General features: G+C 73.4%; 15 protein-coding genes. 4 read left to right on the top strand and 11 right to left on the bottom strand.

Translation table 11 applies throughout. The features are described from left to right. Positions 1 to 180 precede the first annotated feature (180 nt). Positions 181 to 552 carry a winged helix-turn-helix transcriptional regulator gene (locus ACFY2Z_RS08790; RefSeq protein WP_390743458.1) on the bottom strand — a complete coding sequence of 124 codons (372 nt, stop codon included), beginning with the start codon at positions 550 to 552 and terminating at the stop codon, positions 181 to 183. Between the two features lie 139 nt (positions 553 to 691). On the opposite strand from ACFY2Z_RS08790, the gene ACFY2Z_RS08785 reads away from it, so the two are divergent. Then, positions 692 to 1,342 (top strand): FMN-dependent NADH-azoreductase, encoded by a 651-nt coding sequence (locus ACFY2Z_RS08785; protein ID WP_390743457.1) that lies wholly within the window; start codon positions 692 to 694, stop codon positions 1,340 to 1,342. A gap of 31 nt (positions 1,343 to 1,373) precedes the next feature. Here the strand turns inward: ACFY2Z_RS08785 and ACFY2Z_RS08780 are convergent, their stop codons facing one another. Both ACFY2Z_RS08780 and ACFY2Z_RS08775 read right to left on the bottom strand, forming a co-directional pair. After that, positions 1,374 to 2,297 (bottom strand): DMT family transporter, encoded by a 924-nt coding sequence (locus tag ACFY2Z_RS08780; RefSeq protein ID WP_390743456.1) that lies wholly within the window; start codon positions 2,295 to 2,297, stop codon positions 1,374 to 1,376. 221 nt (positions 2,298 to 2,518) lie between these two features. Then, positions 2,519 to 5,896, bottom strand: coding sequence for a pyruvate carboxylase (locus ACFY2Z_RS08775; protein ID WP_390743455.1), 3,378 nt, complete (start codon positions 5,894 to 5,896; stop codon positions 2,519 to 2,521). 605 nt (positions 5,897 to 6,501) lie between these two features. On the opposite strand from ACFY2Z_RS08775, the gene ACFY2Z_RS08770 reads away from it, so the two are divergent. Beyond that, a complete protein-coding gene (locus ACFY2Z_RS08770) occupies positions 6,502 to 7,107 on the top strand; it encodes a hypothetical protein (RefSeq protein WP_390743454.1) in 606 nt (201 codons plus the stop codon). Between the two features lie 17 nt (positions 7,108 to 7,124). Here the strand turns inward: ACFY2Z_RS08770 and ACFY2Z_RS08765 are convergent, their stop codons facing one another. The 4 genes from ACFY2Z_RS08765 to ACFY2Z_RS08750 all read right to left on the bottom strand — a co-directional run bounded on the left by ACFY2Z_RS08765 (position 7,125) and on the right by ACFY2Z_RS08750 (position 10,913). After that, positions 7,125 to 8,630, bottom strand: a complete 1,506-nt coding sequence (locus tag ACFY2Z_RS08765) for a glycosyltransferase 87 family protein (protein ID WP_390743453.1) — start codon at positions 8,628 to 8,630, stop codon at positions 7,125 to 7,127. After that, positions 8,627 to 9,394, bottom strand: coding sequence for a class I SAM-dependent methyltransferase (locus tag ACFY2Z_RS08760; protein WP_390743534.1), 768 nt, complete (start codon positions 9,392 to 9,394; stop codon positions 8,627 to 8,629). The genes ACFY2Z_RS08765 and ACFY2Z_RS08760 overlap by 4 nt, the downstream gene beginning before the upstream one ends. Positions 9,395 to 9,489: 95 nt before the next feature. Next, positions 9,490 to 10,146 (bottom strand): DUF2064 domain-containing protein, encoded by a 657-nt coding sequence (locus ACFY2Z_RS08755; protein WP_390743452.1) that lies wholly within the window; start codon positions 10,144 to 10,146, stop codon positions 9,490 to 9,492. Continuing rightward, positions 10,143 to 10,913 carry a glycosyltransferase family 2 protein gene (locus tag ACFY2Z_RS08750; protein ID WP_390743451.1) on the bottom strand — a complete coding sequence of 257 codons (771 nt, stop codon included), beginning with the start codon at positions 10,911 to 10,913 and terminating at the stop codon, positions 10,143 to 10,145. Before ACFY2Z_RS08750 ends, ACFY2Z_RS08755 begins: the two co-directional genes overlap by 4 nt. Positions 10,914 to 11,080: 167 nt before the next feature. Here ACFY2Z_RS08750 and ACFY2Z_RS08745 point away from each other — a divergent pair, with 167 nt between their 5' ends. Continuing rightward, positions 11,081 to 11,815, top strand: a complete 735-nt coding sequence (locus ACFY2Z_RS08745; RefSeq protein WP_390743450.1) for a response regulator transcription factor — start codon at positions 11,081 to 11,083, stop codon at positions 11,813 to 11,815. Then, positions 11,805 to 12,917, top strand: coding sequence for a sensor histidine kinase (locus ACFY2Z_RS08740; protein WP_390743449.1), 1,113 nt, complete (start codon positions 11,805 to 11,807; stop codon positions 12,915 to 12,917). Before ACFY2Z_RS08745 ends, ACFY2Z_RS08740 begins: the two co-directional genes overlap by 11 nt. 23 nt (positions 12,918 to 12,940) lie before the next feature. On the opposite strand, the gene ACFY2Z_RS08735 is transcribed toward ACFY2Z_RS08740, so the two are convergent. The 4 genes from ACFY2Z_RS08735 to ACFY2Z_RS08720 all read right to left on the bottom strand — a co-directional run bounded on the left by ACFY2Z_RS08735 (position 12,941) and on the right by ACFY2Z_RS08720 (position 16,710). Continuing rightward, positions 12,941 to 13,993, bottom strand: coding sequence for an NAD-dependent epimerase/dehydratase family protein (locus ACFY2Z_RS08735; protein ID WP_390743448.1), 1,053 nt, complete (start codon positions 13,991 to 13,993; stop codon positions 12,941 to 12,943). Positions 13,994 to 14,122: 129 nt separating this feature from the next. Continuing rightward, the gene (locus ACFY2Z_RS08730; protein ID WP_390743447.1) at positions 14,123 to 14,527 is read right to left on the bottom strand and encodes a hypothetical protein; all 405 of its coding nucleotides are present in this window, start codon (positions 14,525 to 14,527) and stop codon (positions 14,123 to 14,125) included. Then, positions 14,524 to 15,660 carry a molybdopterin-dependent oxidoreductase gene (locus ACFY2Z_RS08725; RefSeq protein WP_390743446.1) on the bottom strand — a complete coding sequence of 379 codons (1,137 nt, stop codon included), beginning with the start codon at positions 15,658 to 15,660 and terminating at the stop codon, positions 14,524 to 14,526. Before ACFY2Z_RS08725 ends, ACFY2Z_RS08730 begins: the two co-directional genes overlap by 4 nt. Before the next feature lie 105 nt (positions 15,661 to 15,765). Continuing rightward, entirely contained in the window at positions 15,766 to 16,710 is a 945-nt protein-coding gene (locus tag ACFY2Z_RS08720; protein WP_390743445.1) for a LysR family transcriptional regulator, read from the bottom strand. Positions 16,711 to 16,797 lie beyond the last annotated feature (87 nt).

The following is a 16,797-nucleotide window of genomic DNA, read 5'->3' as shown; positions in this document are numbered from 1 at the left end:
CCGCCGTTCGAGGGCCTGTTCAGCGCGTCCGGAAGCAGTAATTCCGGTGCGCTGACATGGGGATGTGTCAGCGTGACGAGATATGCCCCACACACCCGGAGTTCGGTCCCGCCGAACAGCGAAAGCCCATGACGAGGCCCGGCCGGGGCCGATTGCGCCGCCCCACGCCGGTCTCAGGTGTCACTCCACGCACGGCTCCGTACAGGGCCCGCCGCCCGGCAGATGCTCGCTCGCCCACTGCCCGAGTTCCTTCAGCGCGGGCTCCAGCGCGGCCCCCGCCTGGGTGAGGCGGTAGGAGACCCGCAGCGGCGGGCCCTCGTCGACCTCGCGCACCACGAGTCCCGCGGCGCCGAGTTCGGTGAGGCGGTCGGAGAGCATCCGCTCGCTGAGGCCGGGAACGGCGCGGCGCAGGGCCGCGAAGTTGGCCGGCTGCTCGACGAGTACGGCCACGATCGGGCCGGTCCAGCGCTTGCCGAGCAACTGGAAGACCCGGGTGATGCCCTCGTCCACCTGCTTGCAGGCGCCGGGGTCGTGGCTCTGTTCGACCGTCATGCCCCCAGGATACCGCCCTCCTGTACGGAGGTGAAAAAAAGTAAGTACCTGTGCTATCTATAGTCCAGTACGAAAACTTAGCGCTGAGCGGCCGCCTCCCCGGCGGGCGCCCTCGGACACCCTTCTTTGGAGACCCCCGATGGCCACCCTCCTGCACCTCGACTCGTCCGTGTTCCCGACCTCCGCCTCCGCCTCCCGGTCGGTGACGGACACCTTCCGCAAGGCCTGGGAGGAGCAGCACCCGGAGGGCACGGTGATCTACCGTGATCTCTCCGCTGAGCCCGTGCCGCACATCACCGCCGACGCCCACTCGGCCGGGTTCGCCGATCCCGCCACCCACACCCCGGAGCAGGCGGCCGCCTTCGCCGAGCGCGTGCGGCTGATCGAGGAGCTGGAGCAGGCGGACGCCGTGCTGATCGGCGCCCCGATGTACAACTTCGCGATCCCGTCGACCCTCAAGGCCTGGCTGGACAACGTGATCCTGATCGGCCGCACCGCGGGCGAGACCCCCTCCGCCAAGGGCACCCCGGTCACCGTGGTCGCCAGCCGCGGTGGCTCCTACGCGCCGGGCACGCCGCGGGAGTCGTTCGAGTACGTGCAGAACTACCTGACGGCGGTCCTCGGCGACGCGCTCGGCCTCGACCTCGACTTCATCGTGCCCGAGCTGACCATGGCCCCGCACAACCCGGCCATGGCCGAGCTGGTGCCGCTCTTCGAGGCCTCCCGTGAGCGCGCCCTGCAGGAGGCGGCCGCCAAGGCCAAGGCCCTCGCCGGGCGCCTCGCCGCCTGAGCGAGCCGGACCCGGGAGCCGCGGTCCCGTCTCAGTCGGCCGTCGCAGGGTGATGGCCGGCCGAGGCGGGCCGCGCTCCGCGCCGTGGTTCCTCGGGTTCCGGGTTGACGCACCCCGCGAGGCACGGGGTGCGCGAGAGCGCGAAGACGCCGTAGCAGAGCAGGACGACGCCGAGGAACGCGGGCAGCATCCACAGTCCATGGCGCGGCGACTCCGCGTAGAGGACGACGCCCAGGCAGAAGCTGACGGCCGCGTCCCCGAGCGTGAGGGCCGGCTGGGACGCGATCAGTGGGCCCGCCTGCATGGCGTAGCCCAGCAGCAGGATGGAGAGCGAACCGGCGACCGCGAAGCCGTAGGTCTGCCAGGCCAGGAAGAACCCCGTCGCCCCCTGCTCGGACATGACGTTCATGGCGGACTTGACGAGCGCCGCCGTCAGCGCGTTGCCGATCGCGGCCGCGGCGGCCAGGCAGGCCGCACGCGCCGGTCCGCGGGGGCGGCGCAGCCCGGCCAGGACGAGCAGGACCCCGGCCCCGCCCACCACGGCGAGGGCCGGCACCCACCACAGTCCGGGGACCTGGGAGCGTCCGCCGGAGGGGGCGGCCGAGAACAGGCTGACGGCCAGACCCACGAAGATGCACAGCACGCAGAACCACGCCTTGCGTGACACCCGCACCCGGAACAGCACGTTGCCGGCCACGAGAGCCAGCGGAAGCTCCAGGATGAAGAGGGGCTGGACCACGGCCAGACTGCCCGCGTTCAGGGCCAGGGCCTGGAAGAGCGCGGCGAAGACGACGCCCAGGATGCCCCCGAACCAGAGCGGGCTGTGCAGCAGCTGCCGGACGAGCCCGAACCGCGCCGTGGAGTCGGGCGCCGCCACCGCCGCACGTCGTTGCAGCACCGTTCCGACCGCGTTGCTGCAAGCGGCCAGCACGGCGAACACGACCGCAACAATCATCTGGTTCGTACCGCTTCCGCGTCGTGCACTGCCCACTGCGGGTACCGCACTCCGGTCCCGCTGCCCAGTCGGTTCCGGCTCGCGTTCCACGATGGCACCCATCGGCGGCGGCTTCCACCGGCGGCTGCGAGAGCTCGCCGTCGGCCGCGTGGTCAGGAGGGACGGGCCGGTCCCCCGCGCGGCCTTCCTGGCCGGGCGGGGGACCGGGGACGCCCTGCGGACTAGCCGATGACCATCAGGAGATCTCCGCCCTCCACCTGCTGGACGGAGTCGACGGCCAGGCGGCCCACCGTTCCGGCGACGGGCGCCGTGATGGCGGCCTCCATCTTCATCGCCTCGATCGTCGCCACCGTCGCACCCGCCTCCACCCGGGCGCCCGGCTGCACGGCCAGGGTGACCACCCCGGCGAACGGGGCGGCGACATGCCGGGGGTCGGACTTGTCGGCCTTCTCGGCGGGCGGCAGATCCGAGGCGACCGAGCGGTCACGGACCTGGACCGGCCGGAGCTGGCCGTTGAGCGTGGCCATCACCGTGCGCATGCCGCGCTCGTCCGCCTCGCCGATCGCCTCCAGAGCGATGAGCAGGCGTACACCGGGTTCGAGGTCGACCGCGTGCTCCTCGCCCGGCCGCAGCCCGTAGAAGAAGTCCTTGCTGGGCAGGACGCCGGTGTCCCCGTAGGCGTCGCGGTGTGCCTCGAACTCCTTGGCCGGTCCGGGGAACAGCAGCCGGTTGAGCGTGGTCCTGCGGTCCTTCTCCAGGCCCTCGCGGTCCTCCTCGGTCAGTTCGGCGACCGGCTTGGCCTCGGCCCGGCCCTTGAGGGCCTTGCCTCGGAAGGGCTCCGGCCAGCCGCCGGGCGGATCGCCCAGCTCGCCGCGCAGGAATCCGATCACCGAGGCGGGAATGTCGTACGCGCCCGGCTCCGCCGCGAACCGGGCCGGGGTGACACCCGCGCCGACGAGGTGCAGCGCGAGATCGCCGACCACCTTGGACGACGGGGTGACCTTCACCAGACGGCCGAGGATGCGGTCGGCGGCCGCGTACATCGCCTCGATCTCCTCGAACTGGTCACCGAGGCCCAGCTCGCGCGCCTGGACACGCAGGTTGGACAGCTGTCCGCCGGGGATCTCATGGTCGTAGACCCGCCCGGTGGGCGCGGCCAGACCGGCCTCGAAGGGGGCGTAGATACGGCGTACGGTCTCCCAGTACGGCTCCAGATCGCAGGCCGCCCGCAGGCTCAGCCCGGTGGGCCGCTCGGAGTGGTCGGTCGCGGCGATGATCGCGGACAGGGACGGCTGGGACGTCGTGCCCGCCATGGAGGCGACCGCCCCGTCCACGGCGTCGGCGCCCGCGCCGATCGCGGCCAGATAGGTGGCGAGCTGCCCGCCGGCCGTGTCGTGGGTGTGCAGATGCACCGGCAGGTCGAACTCCCGGCGCAGCGCCGTCACCAGCCGTGCGGCCGCGGGCGCCCGCAGCAGTCCGGCCATGTCCTTGATCGCCAGGACGTGAGCCCCCGCTTCGACGATCTCCTCGGCGAGCTTGAGGTAGTAGTCCAGGGTGTAGAGCTTCTCGGCCGGGTCGGACAGATCGGCGGTGTAGCACAGGGCGACCTCGGCCACGGCCGTGCCGGTGGCCCGTACGGCGTCGATCGCGGGCCGCATCTGCGTGACGTCGTTGAGCGCGTCGAAGATGCGGAAGACGTCGATGCCGGTACGGGCGGCCTCCTCGACGAAGGCGTCGGTGACCTCCGTCGGATAAGGGGTGTAGCCGACGGTGTTGCGGCCGCGCAGCAGCATCTGCAGACAGATGTTGGGCACCGCCTCGCGCAGCAGGGCCAGCCGCTCCCAGGGGTCCTCGGCCAGGAAGCGCAGGGCCACGTCGTAGGTGGCGCCGCCCCAGCATTCCAGGGACAGCAGCTCGGGGAGGGTGTGCGCCACAACGGGGGCGGCGGCCAGCAGGTCCTTGGTGCGCACGCGCGTGGCGAGCAGGGACTGGTGGGCGTCGCGGAAGGTGGTGTCGGTGACGGCGACGGTGGGCGCCTCACGCAACGCCCGGGCGAACCCCTCCGGGCCGAGTTCGGTCAGCCGCTGCTTCGAACCCGCGGACGGGAGTGCGCCGGAGGGGACGTGCGGCAGCTTGGTCGTGGGGTCGACCAGGCGGGGGCGCGCACCGTGCGGCTTGTTGACGGTGACGTCGGCGAGATAGTTCAGCAGTCGGGTGCCGCGGTCCGCGGAGTGGCGGGCGGTCAGCAGCTGGGGGCGTTCCTCGATGAACGAGGTGGTGACACGGCCCTCCCGGAAGTCGGGGTCGTCCAGCACCGCCTGCAGAAACGGGATGTTGGTGGCCACACCGCGGATCCGGAACTCGGCGACCGCGCGGCGGGCGCGGTGCACCGCGGTGGCGAAGTCACGGCCCCGGCAGGTCAGCTTCACCAGCATCGAGTCGAAGTGGGCGCTGATCTCGGAGCCGACGAACGCGGTGCCGCCGTCGAGCCGGATGCCGGAGCCGCCGGGCGAGCGGTAGGCGCTGATCGTTCCCGTGTCGGGGCGGAACCCGTTGGCCGGGTTCTCACTCGTGATCCGGCACTGGAGGGCCGCGCCGCGGACGTAGACCGTGTCCTGGGACAGGCCGAGGTCGGCCAGCGACTGCCCCGAGGCGATGCGCAACTGCGCCTGGACCAGGTCCACATCGGTGACCTCCTCGGTCACCGTGTGCTCGACCTGGATACGCGGGTTCATCTCGATGAAGACATGCCGGCCGTCGCGGTCGACCAGGAACTCGACGGTGCCGGCGTTGCGGTAGCCGATGGTGCGGGCGAAGGCGACGGCGTCGGCGCAGATGCGGTCCCGCAGCACCGGGTCGAGACCGGGAGCGGGGGCCAGTTCGACGACCTTCTGGTGCCGCCGCTGTACCGAGCAGTCGCGCTCGTAGAGGTGGATGACGTCGCCCTGGCCGTCGGCGAGGATCTGCACCTCGATATGGCGCGGGTCCACAACGGCCTTCTCCAGGAACACGGTCGCGTCCCCGAACGCGGACTCGGCCTCACGGGACGCCGCCTCGATGGCCTCCCGGAGCTTCTCGGGCTCCTCCACCCGTCGCATACCGCGCCCGCCACCGCCGGCGACCGCCTTCACGAACAGGGGGAACCCGACCTCCTCGGCTGCCGCGAGCAGCTCACCGACATCCGTCGAGGGACGCGAGGAGCCGAGCACCGGCACCCCGGCGGCACGAGCCGCGGCGACGGCGCGGGCCTTGTTGCCGGTCAGCTCCAGCACATCGGCGCTCGGACCGATGAACGTGATCCCGGCCTCCTCGCAGGCCCGGGCCAGATCCGGGTTCTCCGACAGAAACCCGTACCCGGGATAGACGGCGTCCGCCCCCGCCCGGCGTGCCGCCGCCACGATCTCCTCGACCGACAGATAGGCGCGCACCGGGTGGCCCTTCTGCCCGATCTCATAGGCCTCGTCGGCCTTGAGACGGTGCAGCGAGCCGCGATCCTCGTACGGGAACACCGCCACGGTCCCGGCGCCCAGTTCATAGGCCGCGCGGAACGCACGGACGGCGATCTCACCCCGGTTCGCGACAAGTACCTTGCGGAACATCAACGGTCCCTTCTGATGGGTGCGCCGGATCAGGCGCCTGGCGAGCGTTGGTGTCTTAGTCAGGGCCTGTCGTCAAGCTCCCGCCTGCCCCGCGACGCCATGCACGTACTCTCGCCGCATCGTGCGAAACCCCACGTACATCCAGTACGAGGGCTTCCGCCCGGCACTCCCCCGAGCTCTTCGAGCAGGGGGTACCCCCAGAGCACGCACCTGACGCCGCAGGGCCGCCCTTCGGGCGACGACGCGAGTTTGACGACAGGCCCTAGCACCGGCGCCGGACCGGGCCGCGCCCGGACCGCGACCGGCCGGTCCATCATCTGCCCGCCATGGGCGCTGACGTATGCATCTTCGCCCCCGGTGTGACGACCTCCACGCGGCCGGAACGCTCCGGGGACGCGGACGGCCGCCCACGCCTCGTCCTCCGTGGTCCGACGGCGACTCCGGGCGGGAAGCGCCCGCACCCCGTACGGATGCGGGAACCACCACAGTGACGAGATTCCGCGCTGACAGACGTCTTGGAAGTGGTCCGCCGCCCCCGGGGGAGACGCGTCCGGTGGTTCTTCGCCGGACTCGGGGCGGCAGGGGCGATTCTGGCGGCGCTGCGCATGGCCCACCGGGGCACGGTCCTCGACGCAGGGGCGGGCCTCGGTCTGCTGCTCACGCTCGGGGGCCTCGCGTCGCTGTACGGAGTCATGGCCCGGGGTGAGCGCCGGCACTCCGGCCTGCAGGTGCGAACACTGCTGTGCCGCCGGAACGTGCGGCGCGACATCGCAGATCTGCGCGTACGCCTGAAGTACGCGCACACCTTCCGATCCCAGGAGACCCGTCGCGTCGTCCTGGTGCTGCGTGACGGGCGCAAGCTGCTGCCCCTGCCGAAGAGCTGGTCGGCCGACGACCCGGACTTCGACGCGCAGCTGGAGGCACTGCGCGCGCTGCACCGCCGCCACGGGACTCCGGAGCCGGGCCACGTCCTGGTCGTCACCCCACCCCACCCCGGCCCGGGCCGGGGTGGGGTGGGGCGAAACGGATACCGGTGGAGCGGCTCACCGCCGGGACGGCGCGGCGCCCCCGGGGCGACGAGGGCGACACCGTCCCCGCGAGCCGGCACATCGCCGAACTCGACGACGTGGGCCGGGCGGTCCGCCTCGCCGCCGCCCCCGCCGATCCGACCCGCATCCTGCGCGCACCGGACTCGGCCAAGGCCGCCGTGACCGCCGCGGCCCCCGAATCACGACCGCCTCCCGGCGGCCTGCGTCCGGGCGGCGAGCCATGGCAGGCCGCTGCCTGGCGCCTGCCGGCGCCGGGCCCGGCCGGCGCGCAGACAGGCTCCGGCCGTGATGACCGCGGCGGCCACCCCGTACGCCCACGCCTGGAGCGGGAAACCGGGCAGCAGCCGGCCGCCGAGATAGAGGGCGGTGCCGGCCAGGGTGACGGTCAGCCATTCCCAGCGGCCGTCCAGGGCGACGAGGGCGATGACGAGCAGGGAGTACCAGGGGTAGTTCGGCGAGAACAGGAGCAGCGCGGTGCCCGTGAGCAGCAGGGCACCGCTCCAGGGCCGGTTCGGGTCGCCGCGGCGCCACACGTACAGGGCGACCAGCGCGAGCAGCACGGCCGCCGTCACTTCGGCGGCGGCGTCCGGCAGCAGCAGCCGCAGCAGCGCGAAGCGGCGTACGTCCCCGGGTTCGTAGCCCTCCTCATGGAGGTAGCCGGGCAGATAACCGAGGACGCCCGTGCCCGACATGGCCACGTAGGGAACGTAGGCGAGTGCGATCGCCACGACGGCAGCCGCGCCCAGCCGCAGGATCCGCGCCGGGCTCCGCTGCCCGGACAGGGCTCCGGGCAGCGCCAGGACCGGCAGCAGTTTCACGGCGATCGCGGCGCCCAGCAGCGCGCCCCGGCGGGCACCGGCGGTCGCGGTGCCGAACGCCAGGACGGTGAGCAGGACGCCGAGGGTGTCGACATGCGCGTTGTCGACCGCTTCGAAGGGCACGGCCGGGCACCAGGCCCACAACGCGGCCCGGGCCGGGGCCCGTTGCGGGTCCCCGCGCCGACGCTGCACCGCGAGCAGGGCCACGGTGGTGCCGAACGCGAGTGCCGCGCCGCCGACTTGGAGCGGCTTGTGGCGGCTGTCCGACGGGGAGACGGTGTGGACGGCGAGGAACCAGCCCTCGGCGACCGGGGGGTAAATGGTGGGGACGGTGGGACGGTTGATACGGACGCACAGACCGCTGTCGGTCCGATGGAGTCCCCAGCCCTCGCACGCCTCCCGGGTGGGGAACAGCCAGTCGTCGCGCAGCGGGGCCAGTTCGGGTGCCGCGGGCGGGTGGGCGTAGGGGGAGACACCGGCCGCCTGGACCCGGCCGTCCCAGGCATAGCGGTACATGTCGTCGCTGGTGCGGGGCGGCGTGGCGAGCCCGGCGAGCACCACGGCTGCCGCACCGGCCAGCACGAGCCCGGTCGCGGCACGCGCCGGAACCTTCCGGACGGTCCACACCGCGGCGGCGAACAGGGTCCAGGCGACGCCGTAACCGGTGAGCAGACGGCCGGGGGCGCCGATGTTGTCGCCGGCGCGGAGGGTGCCGACGACCACCGCGGTGAGCGCGGCGAGGAGAACCACGGTGACGCCGATACGGATCCGGACCGCCCTGCGGTTCGCCGGTGCGGCGGGGCCGGGGAGCGGGTGCCGCGCGGATGTCAGGGCGTCGCGCGGGGATGCGGGGGCGGTGTCGGTCATCGGTGGTCGGGCCCTTCCGTGGCCGTGGGACCTGCCTCCGGCCGGCCCGGTCCGGGGCGGTGGAGTTCCACGAAAGGGCGGCCGTCAGCCGTCCAGCGGCCGGTGAGGATCCAGCCCGTGGCCTCGGCGCAACGCGCGAGCGCGGTGGTGCCGAGGCGGGCCCAGGCGAAGGGACGGCCGTGGCGGCCGCGGGCGTCCTCGACGCGGACGGTGAGACGTTCGTCCACGTCCTGCGGGGCCGCCTCGGCCAGCAGCCGCCCGCCGGGACGGACCAGGTCACGCAGTCGGGCCAGCAGTACGGCCGGGTCGCCGCCGATGCCGACGTTGCCGTCCATCAGCAGGACGGTGCCCCACCGGCCCTCCTTCGGCAGGCGATCGAAGACGGATCGCCGCAGCGCGGATCCGCCGAGGCTCCGGGTCCGGGCGACGGCGGCCGGGCTGACGTCCACGCCCAGCGCCGGCAGGCCACGGGCGGCCAGGGCGGCGACCAGGCGTCCGGGGCCGCAGCCGACGTCCAGCACCGGGCCGGTGCAGCGACGGAGCACGCTCGTGTCGGCGGCGTCGGGTGCGGCGCACCAACGCTCCACGTCCAGGAGCAGCAGCTCCTGCCGCGTGCCCTGGCACATGCGGCGCAGATACAGCGGGCCGCGGCCCGTGCGCAGGGCGTGGGCGTAGGGGTCGTCCGTCCAGGGTTCGCCCGGCGGCACGGGGGCGCGCCGGGTGGTGTCGGGCGTGGGTGTACGGGGCGGGGCGGGCTGCGGAATGAGGGGTTGGGGAGTCAGGGGGCCCGCGGGGGCCGGCCCCGGCCACTGGGCGGCGGTGGACTCCGCGCGGGACGCCGCGCCGGTTGCCGTGGCGCTCACCGTACGGCCTCCGTCAGGCGGTCCAGAGTGGTGACGAAGCGGGAGCCGGGTGCGCAGCGGACGGCGGCCTCGACCGCGTCGGCGGCGGTGTCCACGTCACGCAGCACCGGCAGATCGCCCACCGACAGCCCTGCCGCCGTGAGACGGTCTCGCTGGATCGCGCCGGTACGGGCGGTGGACATGGGCACGCCCCGCACCAGGGCCCCGGCCCGTGCCGGATCGGCCAGGCCCAGCGCCCAGAACCCGCCGTCGGCGGCCGGTCCGAACCAGGCGTCGTGGCCGTCCCCGCCGACATCGGCGAGAAGACCGGGGGTCAGCTGGGGAGTGTCCATGCCGATCAGGAGCGCGGGACCGTCGGCGCAGTGGGCGAAGGCGGCCGCGATCCGCTCGTCCAGGCCGCCCGGTGTCTGGGGTACGACGTCGAACCCGGGAGGCAGCCAGGCGCCGGGAGCGCCGTCCAGCACGAGGACACGGCGCCGGGCAGGGGTCCGGAGCACCGTGTGGAGGGTGTCGGCGAGGGCGGCCTCGGCCAGCGCGGCCGCCTGCTGCGGCGTGTACGGCGGGGTGAGCCGGGTCTTGACCCGCCCGGGTACGGGCTCCTTGGCGATGACCAGCAGCGTGGCCGGCCCCGCGGCCGTGCCCCGGGCGCTCATCGTCCGGCTCCAGTGACACCGGTGACGCGCGCGCTGTCCGCGGCCCCGACGGCGGTTCTCCGCGCCGCGTCCGCGGTGGGCGGTTCGGTGAGGACGGCGCTCATGTCCCGTACCGCGTGCCAGGTGCCGCGCCAGGTGCCGGTCACCTTGGAACGGCCGGTGCGCGGGTGGTAGGGCACGTCCGTCTCCCGGACCCGCCAGCCGGCGTCGGCGGCGCGGACCACCATCTGCAGCGGATAGCCGGACCGGCGGTCGGCCAGGTCCAGGGCGAGCAGCGCCTCCCGGCGGGCGGCACGCATCGGGCCGAGGTCGCGCAGGCGCAGTCCGGTGCGCCTGCGGATCAGCCGGGCCAGCTCCAGATTGGCCAGCCGGGCGTGCAGGGGCCAGGCGCCGAGGGTGGTGGGCCGCCGCCGGCCGAGGACCAGGTCGGCGGAGCCGTCGAGGACCGGCCCGGTGAGGGCCGGCAGCAGCGCGGGGTCGAGGGAGGCGTCGCAGTCGCAGAAGCAGACCACGTCGGCTGTGGCGGCGGCCAGCCCGGCGTGGCAGGCGGCGCCGAAGCCACGGCGCTGCTCCCGGACCACAAGGGCCCCGAGGGAGCGGGCCACGTCCGCCGAGCCGTCGGTCGAGCCGTTGTCGACGACGATCGCGCGCCAGCCCGGCGGGATCCGGTCCAGCACCCAGGGCAGGGCCTCGGCCTCGTCGAGGCAGGGCAGCACGACGTCGACCGGCGGAGGCGAGGAGGGAGAGGAGGGGGATGTCTCGATCACCTCACTCACCTTACGAACACACAGCGGACAAAAGGGATTTGGCGACCTTACGGATCGCTGACGTCCGTCCTGCGCACGGATCGCCCGCCTTCTCCCTGTCTTACGGATCTCTGACGTCGCCCGCCGCTCCCGGCGGCCGGCCGAACGGTGGTGCGAGACTCGGGGGCGTGAAACGCGTACTCGTCGTGGACGACGACCCGACCGTCTCGGAGGTCGTCGCCGGCTATCTGGACCGGGCGGGCTTCGCCGTCGAGCTGGCGGCCGACGGCCCCGCCGCCGTGGCCCTCGCCGCCGCCCGGCCGCCCGACCTGGTCGTACTGGACCTGATGCTGCCCGGCATGGACGGTCTGGAGGTCTGCCGGCGCATCCGCGAGGACGGCCCCCTGCCCGTGATCATGCTGACCGCACGAGGCGACGAGGAGGACCGCATCCTCGGCCTGGAGGTCGGCGCCGACGACTACGTCACCAAGCCGTTCAGCCCCCGCGAACTCGTGCTGCGCGTGGAGTCCGTCCTGCGCCGCGCCGGAACACCGGTGGCGGCCCGTACCGAACCCGCGGAGTCCTGGCTGCGGGCGGGACCGCTCGCCCTGGACCCCGTCGCCCGGCGCGCCACCCGCGACGGCACGGAACTCGCTCTCACCATCCGGGAGTTCGACCTGCTGGAGTTCTTCCTGAGCCACCCGGGCCGGGCGACGACCCGCGAGGACCTCATGCGCCAGGTGTGGGGCTGGGAGTTCGGCGACCTGTCGACCGTCACCGTTCATGTGCGGCGTCTGCGCGAGAAGATCGAGAACGACCCGGCGCACCCCCATCTGATCAGCACCGTATGGGGAGTCGGCTACCGCTTCGACCCTCCGCGGCCGAACGGCCCCGACGAGAACGGAGCCGGACATGCTCGGTGACACACTGCTCATCGCCCTGTACGCGTTGATCGGCGCGGTAGCCGCCGGCCTGGGCGGCACGGTCGTGCTGCGGCTGCTGCGCCGCCGCTCGGTCGCGCTGTCGCTGGCCGTCGTCGCGGCCGTCACGGTCGCGGCGATGCTCGGCGGCACCCTGCTGGTGGCCTGGGCGATGCTCCTGTCCGACCACGATCTGTGGGTCGTGACGACCGTGTGCGCCATGGCGGCGGTCGTCTCTCTGGTGGTCGCGCTCGTCCTGGGCCGCAGCGTCGTCAGGGGCAGCCGGGCCCTGGCCGAGGCCACCCGGGCCCTCGGTGACGAGGGGAGCTTCACCCCGCCCAGCACCGCCCCCACCGCCGAACTCGCCGAGCTGAGCCGTCAGCTCGCCGCCACCAGCGCCAAGCTCACCGCCTCCCGGGAACGGGAGCGGGCCCTGGAGGCCTCGCGCCGTGAACTGGTCGCCTGGATCTCCCACGACCTGCGCACCCCGCTGGCCGGGCTGCGGGCGATGACCGAGGCCCTGGAGGACGGCATGGTCGAGGACCCCGCCGTCTACCACACCCGTATCGGCGCCGAGGTCGAGCGCATGAGCGACATGGTCAGCGATCTGTTCGAGCTCTCCCGCATCCAGGCCGGGGTCCTCGCCCTGTCGCCCACCCGGATGTCGGTCTACGACCTCGTCGGCGACGCCATAGCGGGCGCCGACGCGCTGGCCAGGGAGCACAAGGTACGGCTCGTCGACGACGGGGTCGAGCCCGTGCCGGTCGAGGTCGACGGCCGTGAGATGTCCCGTGTCCTGGCCAATCTGCTCGTCAACGCCATCCGTCGCACCCCTGCCGACAGCACGGTCGCGGTCTCCGCACGCCGGGATGCCGACAGCGTCGTGCTCTCGGTCACCGACGGCTGCGGCGGCATCCCGCCGGAGGACCTGCCCCGCGTCTTCGACACCGGCTGGCGCGGCACCCACGCCCGCACCCCGCCGGCCGGGGCCGGGCTCGGCCTGGCCATCGTGCGCGGCATCGTGGAGGCCCACCGCGGCCAGGCCGCCGTACGCAACGTCCCGGGCGGCTGCCGCTTCGAGGTCCGCCTGCCTGCGGCGAGCTGAGGGTCTCGTGCGGCCACGGAACGTCAGCCGTCACGCAGCGGCGCCCGCGCGAACTCCGCCATTCCCTCGGCGAAGGCGACCTGCGGCTTCCAGCCCAGTTCCGCGCGGAGCCGCTCCGCGGAGGCGGTGATGTGGCGGACGTCGCCGAGCCGGTACTCCCCCGTGACGACCGGCGGCGGACCCCCGTACGCCCCGGCGAGCGCGGCCGCCATCTCCCCCACCGTGTGGGGCTCACCGCTGCCCACGTTGTACGCCCGCAGGGTCCCCTCCGGCAGCCTGTCCACCGCGTCCAGCGCCGCGAGGTTGGCGGAGGCGACGTCTCGTACGTGGACGAAGTCCCGCCGCTGGCCGCCGTCCTCGAAGACGCGCGGGGCCTCGCCGCGCTCCAGCGCGGAACGGAAGAGCGAGGCGACGCCCGCGTAGGGGGTGTCGCGCGGCATTCCGGGCCCGTACACGTTGTGGTACCGGAGGACCGCCACCCGCCCGCCCGTGGCCCGTGCCCACGCGGCCGCGAGGTGCTCCTGGGCGAGCTTGGTCGTGGCGTACACGTTGCGCGGGTCGACGGGCGCCTCCTCGTCCACCAGCCCGGCGGCGAGCGGTTCACCGCAGTGCGGGCAGGGTGGTTCGAAACGTCCCGCGTCCAGGTCCGCCACCCGGCGGGGCCCCGGCCGGACGAGTCCGTGGGCCGGGCAGATGTAGCGCCCCTCGCCGTACACCACCATGGAGCCGGCCAGCCCCAGTCGGCGTACCCCGGCCGCCGCCATACCGGCCAGGAGCACCGCGGTGCCCAGGTCGTTGCAGCTCACGTAGTCGGGCGCGTCGGCGAAGTCCTTGCCCAGTCCGACCATGGCGGCCTGATGACACACGGCGTCCACTCCGCGCAGTGCGTCGGCCACGGCCTGCGCGTCACGGACGTCCGCGTGCCGCCATTCGGCCCCTGGGGGCAGGGACGGCGCGGTGCGGTGGGCGGCGGGCAGCACGGCGTCGAGGACGCGCACCGTGTGCCCGGCGCCCATGAGGGAAGGGACGATGTGCGAGCCGATGAAGCCCGCGCCTCCGGTGACCAGGATCAACATGCCACCGACCGTACGGCCGCACACCCGGCGGCGGAGCGTTCGCCGCCCGGACGTCAGGGGTTCGTAAGCCTTCCGCGCGCCGAGGACACCCCCGGCCACAGCCCTGACCGACAACCCCCACGACGGACTTCAAGAAGAGGGCGGCCGTCGGCGACGCACAAACCCACGAGCGGCCGTCAGCAGCGCCGTCACCGTCGCCACGGCAACGAGCGTGAGCAGCCAGTTGCGCGGGTAATCCAGCGGCAGCACCGAGGAGTTTGCGGTGGGCCCGGGACGCAGCAGCACCGGCAGCGCCACCGCCGTCAACGCGCCCGCGACCATCAGCGCCCCCCGCACCGGGCCCCGCCCGGCGCCGCGCACCAACAGCAGCCCGACGGCCAGCACCAGTGGGGCGATCACCGCGTCATGGAGCAGCAGGGCTCCGCCGAGCCAGAGCAGTACCCCTCTCAGGTCGCCCGCGTCCGACAGAAGGGACACGCCGACACCCATGAGCGCCGCACCGGCCAGGCCCGCCAGGATCCGCATCACCTTCATGACAGCACCTCCAGCCGCCCGACCCACTTGGTCTGGAGCACACCGGGCCGGTCGGGGGCGATGACACGGGCCGGGTAGCCGTGGTCGGGGGTGAGTTCCCGCCCGTTCAGACGCAGCGCGAGCAGGGTCAGCGGGTCGCGGGCGTACTCGTGCCCCATCTCCGACACGCGGTATCCGCCCCGGAGTTGCAGCGACACCACCCGCACCCGCGCGTGCGGCGGGGCACCCGCCAGCTCCAGCAGATCCCTGATCCGCACGCCCGTCCAGCGGGCGGACCTGCTCCAGCCCTCCACGCAGGCGATCGGCAACTCCACCTCGTACTGTGGCAGGGCACGCAGCTCGTCCAGCGTGAGGACGTAGGGGCGCGGGCCGGAGACCACCAGCCGGTAGCGCTCGGCGGGGACCCGGCCGACCCCGGCCTCGGCGGCGGTCCGGTTGACCGGCAGTCCTTGCGGGCCGTGGTCCGGATGGCGCGGCGCGAGCAGGTCGAGGTCCTTCAGCGGGGTGAAGGACTGGCCCACCGTGGTCAGTGTGACCGCTCCGACCGCCGCACCGACACCGGCCAGCAACGAGCGCCGGTCGACGGCGTCCTGCTCGGGCAGGGCGAGCGTCCCGGGCGACCGCCCGGTCCAATGGTTCCGGATCTCCGGTGCCTTGACCGCCAGGTGCAGCACCAGCGCCCCGGTGATCAGCCACGCCATCGCGTAGTGCACCGGCACGAACGAGAACGGCCAGGGGTACCACTGCACGGTGTTCAGCAGCCCGGTGACCACCTCGAACACGGCCGCCGCGACGAGCACGCCCACCGACAGCCGCTCCAGGGCATGACGGAGCGACCGTACGGGTGGCCATGCGAACAGGCGCGGATACACCGTCCACAGCTTGGCGAGCAGCAGCGGGATCGCCGCGATGCCGGAGGCGACATGGAGTCCCTGGGTGAGCCGGTAGCCCCACGCCGGGCGGCTCGGCAGCTCGTCGGCGGCCCAGGACGGCGGATGCTGCAGGACATGGCTGACCAGGCCGGTGACGAAGCACACCGCGAACGCCAGGCCCAGCCACCGGCCGATCACGGTCGCCGTGCGGGCGTCGTGCAGCCTGCCTCTGAACACGGGTGGAGAGAAGCGCTGTTCCATGTTCCCATCCCAGCCGCAGCGACGCCGCCTCGGAATGCCCGAACCCCTTACGGAACAGGGACATCCGCACCGAGCGGGTCGCCGCCCGCCTCAGTCGGCGGGGCGTCAGCCGTCCACTGGGGCCTCCTGCCAGGTGGCGGTCCGTTCGCGCGCGACGTCGCGCAGCAGCCCGAGGAACACCTCCACCAGCGGGGTGAGCGTCGGGTCGGCCCGGGTCACCGCGTGGATGTCGCGGTGGAGCCTCGGCCTGACCAACTCGCGATGGGTCGTGCCCGGGACATGCGTCAGAGCCAGGCGCGAGACCAGGGCCACCCCGCTGCCCGCGCCGACGAGGGCCTGCGCGACGTCGTAGGACTCGGTCTCGAAGCGGACGTCGGGGGTGAACCCCGCCGCACTCGCGGCCCGGTCGAACTGCTGTCGGGCGAGATGGCCCGCCACGATCGTGACCCATGACGCGTCGCGGAGCTGGTCGAGGCGCAGCGGGACATCCGGCGGTGAGCCGACGGCAAGCGGATGGTCGTCGGGCAGGACCACGACCATCGGGTCGTGCAGCAGCCGGTGGGCGGAGGCCTGCGGGGGCGAGGTGAGGGTGTCGCTCCAGGAGGCGATGACCGCCATGTCGAGCCTGCCGGCGACGATCTCGTCCGGTCCTCGATCGGACGCCACGTCGACCACGGTGACATCGGCGTCCGGATGACGGTGGCGCAGGGCGGTCAGCGCCGGTGGAACCAGATGCAGGGCCGCGGCCTGGAACGCGCCGATCCGCAGCCGTAGCGACAGATGGCCCAGCAGCGCGGCCATGTCCGCCGCGGCCTTCTCCGCCGCCTCGTCGACGGTCCGTCCGTGCGTGGCGAGCAGGGCACCGGCCTCGGTGAGCGTCGCTCCGCGCGGCCCGCGTCGGACGAGGGGCACCTGCCACTCGCGCTCGGCTCTGACCACCTGCTGCGTCACGGCGGCGGGGGTGAGCCTCAGCGCATGTGCCGCCCCGGTCAGCGAGCCGTACTCCCCGATCAGGGCGAGCAGCCGCAACTGTGCGGGATCCACGAGCATGAATTCAGCTTAATGCTGTTCCCGTCATCCTTAACTTCTCTTAAACCAACTGCTCAGGAGAGTCTGAGGGGGTTCCCGACGAAGCCA

This window comes from Streptomyces sp. NPDC001222 (assembly GCF_042896945.1).
Taxonomy (GTDB): Bacteria; Actinomycetota; Actinomycetes; order Streptomycetales; family Streptomycetaceae; genus Streptomyces; species Streptomyces gibsoniae.
Note: the sequence above shows the minus strand (reverse complement) of the source record. Positions and strands in the feature narration are given on the sequence as shown.

Bases quoted from the DNA above. Each gene is read 5' to 3' on its own strand.
- ACFY2Z_RS08790 (WP_390743458.1), bottom strand. From the start codon at position 552: ATGACGGTCGAACAGAGCCACGACCCCGGCGCCTGCAAGCAGGTGGAC.
- ACFY2Z_RS08785 (WP_390743457.1), top strand. From the start codon at position 692: ATGGCCACCCTCCTGCACCTCGACTCGTCCGTGTTCCCGACCTCCGCC.
- ACFY2Z_RS08780 (WP_390743456.1), bottom strand. From the start codon at position 2,297: ATGATTGTTGCGGTCGTGTTCGCCGTGCTGGCCGCTTGCAGCAACGCG.
- ACFY2Z_RS08775 (WP_390743455.1), bottom strand. From the start codon at position 5,896: ATGTTCCGCAAGGTACTTGTCGCGAACCGGGGTGAGATCGCCGTCCGT.
- ACFY2Z_RS08770 (WP_390743454.1), top strand. From the start codon at position 6,502: ATGGCCCACCGGGGCACGGTCCTCGACGCAGGGGCGGGCCTCGGTCTG.
- ACFY2Z_RS08765 (WP_390743453.1), bottom strand. From the start codon at position 8,630: ATGACCGACACCGCCCCCGCATCCCCGCGCGACGCCCTGACATCCGCG.
- ACFY2Z_RS08755 (WP_390743452.1), bottom strand. From the start codon at position 10,146: ATGAGCGCCCGGGGCACGGCCGCGGGGCCGGCCACGCTGCTGGTCATC.
- ACFY2Z_RS08740 (WP_390743449.1), top strand. From the start codon at position 11,805: ATGCTCGGTGACACACTGCTCATCGCCCTGTACGCGTTGATCGGCGCG.
- ACFY2Z_RS08735 (WP_390743448.1), bottom strand. From the start codon at position 13,993: ATGTTGATCCTGGTCACCGGAGGCGCGGGCTTCATCGGCTCGCACATC.
- ACFY2Z_RS08730 (WP_390743447.1), bottom strand. From the start codon at position 14,527: ATGAAGGTGATGCGGATCCTGGCGGGCCTGGCCGGTGCGGCGCTCATG.
- ACFY2Z_RS08725 (WP_390743446.1), bottom strand. From the start codon at position 15,660: ATGGAACAGCGCTTCTCTCCACCCGTGTTCAGAGGCAGGCTGCACGAC.
- ACFY2Z_RS08720 (WP_390743445.1), bottom strand. From the start codon at position 16,710: ATGCTCGTGGATCCCGCACAGTTGCGGCTGCTCGCCCTGATCGGGGAG.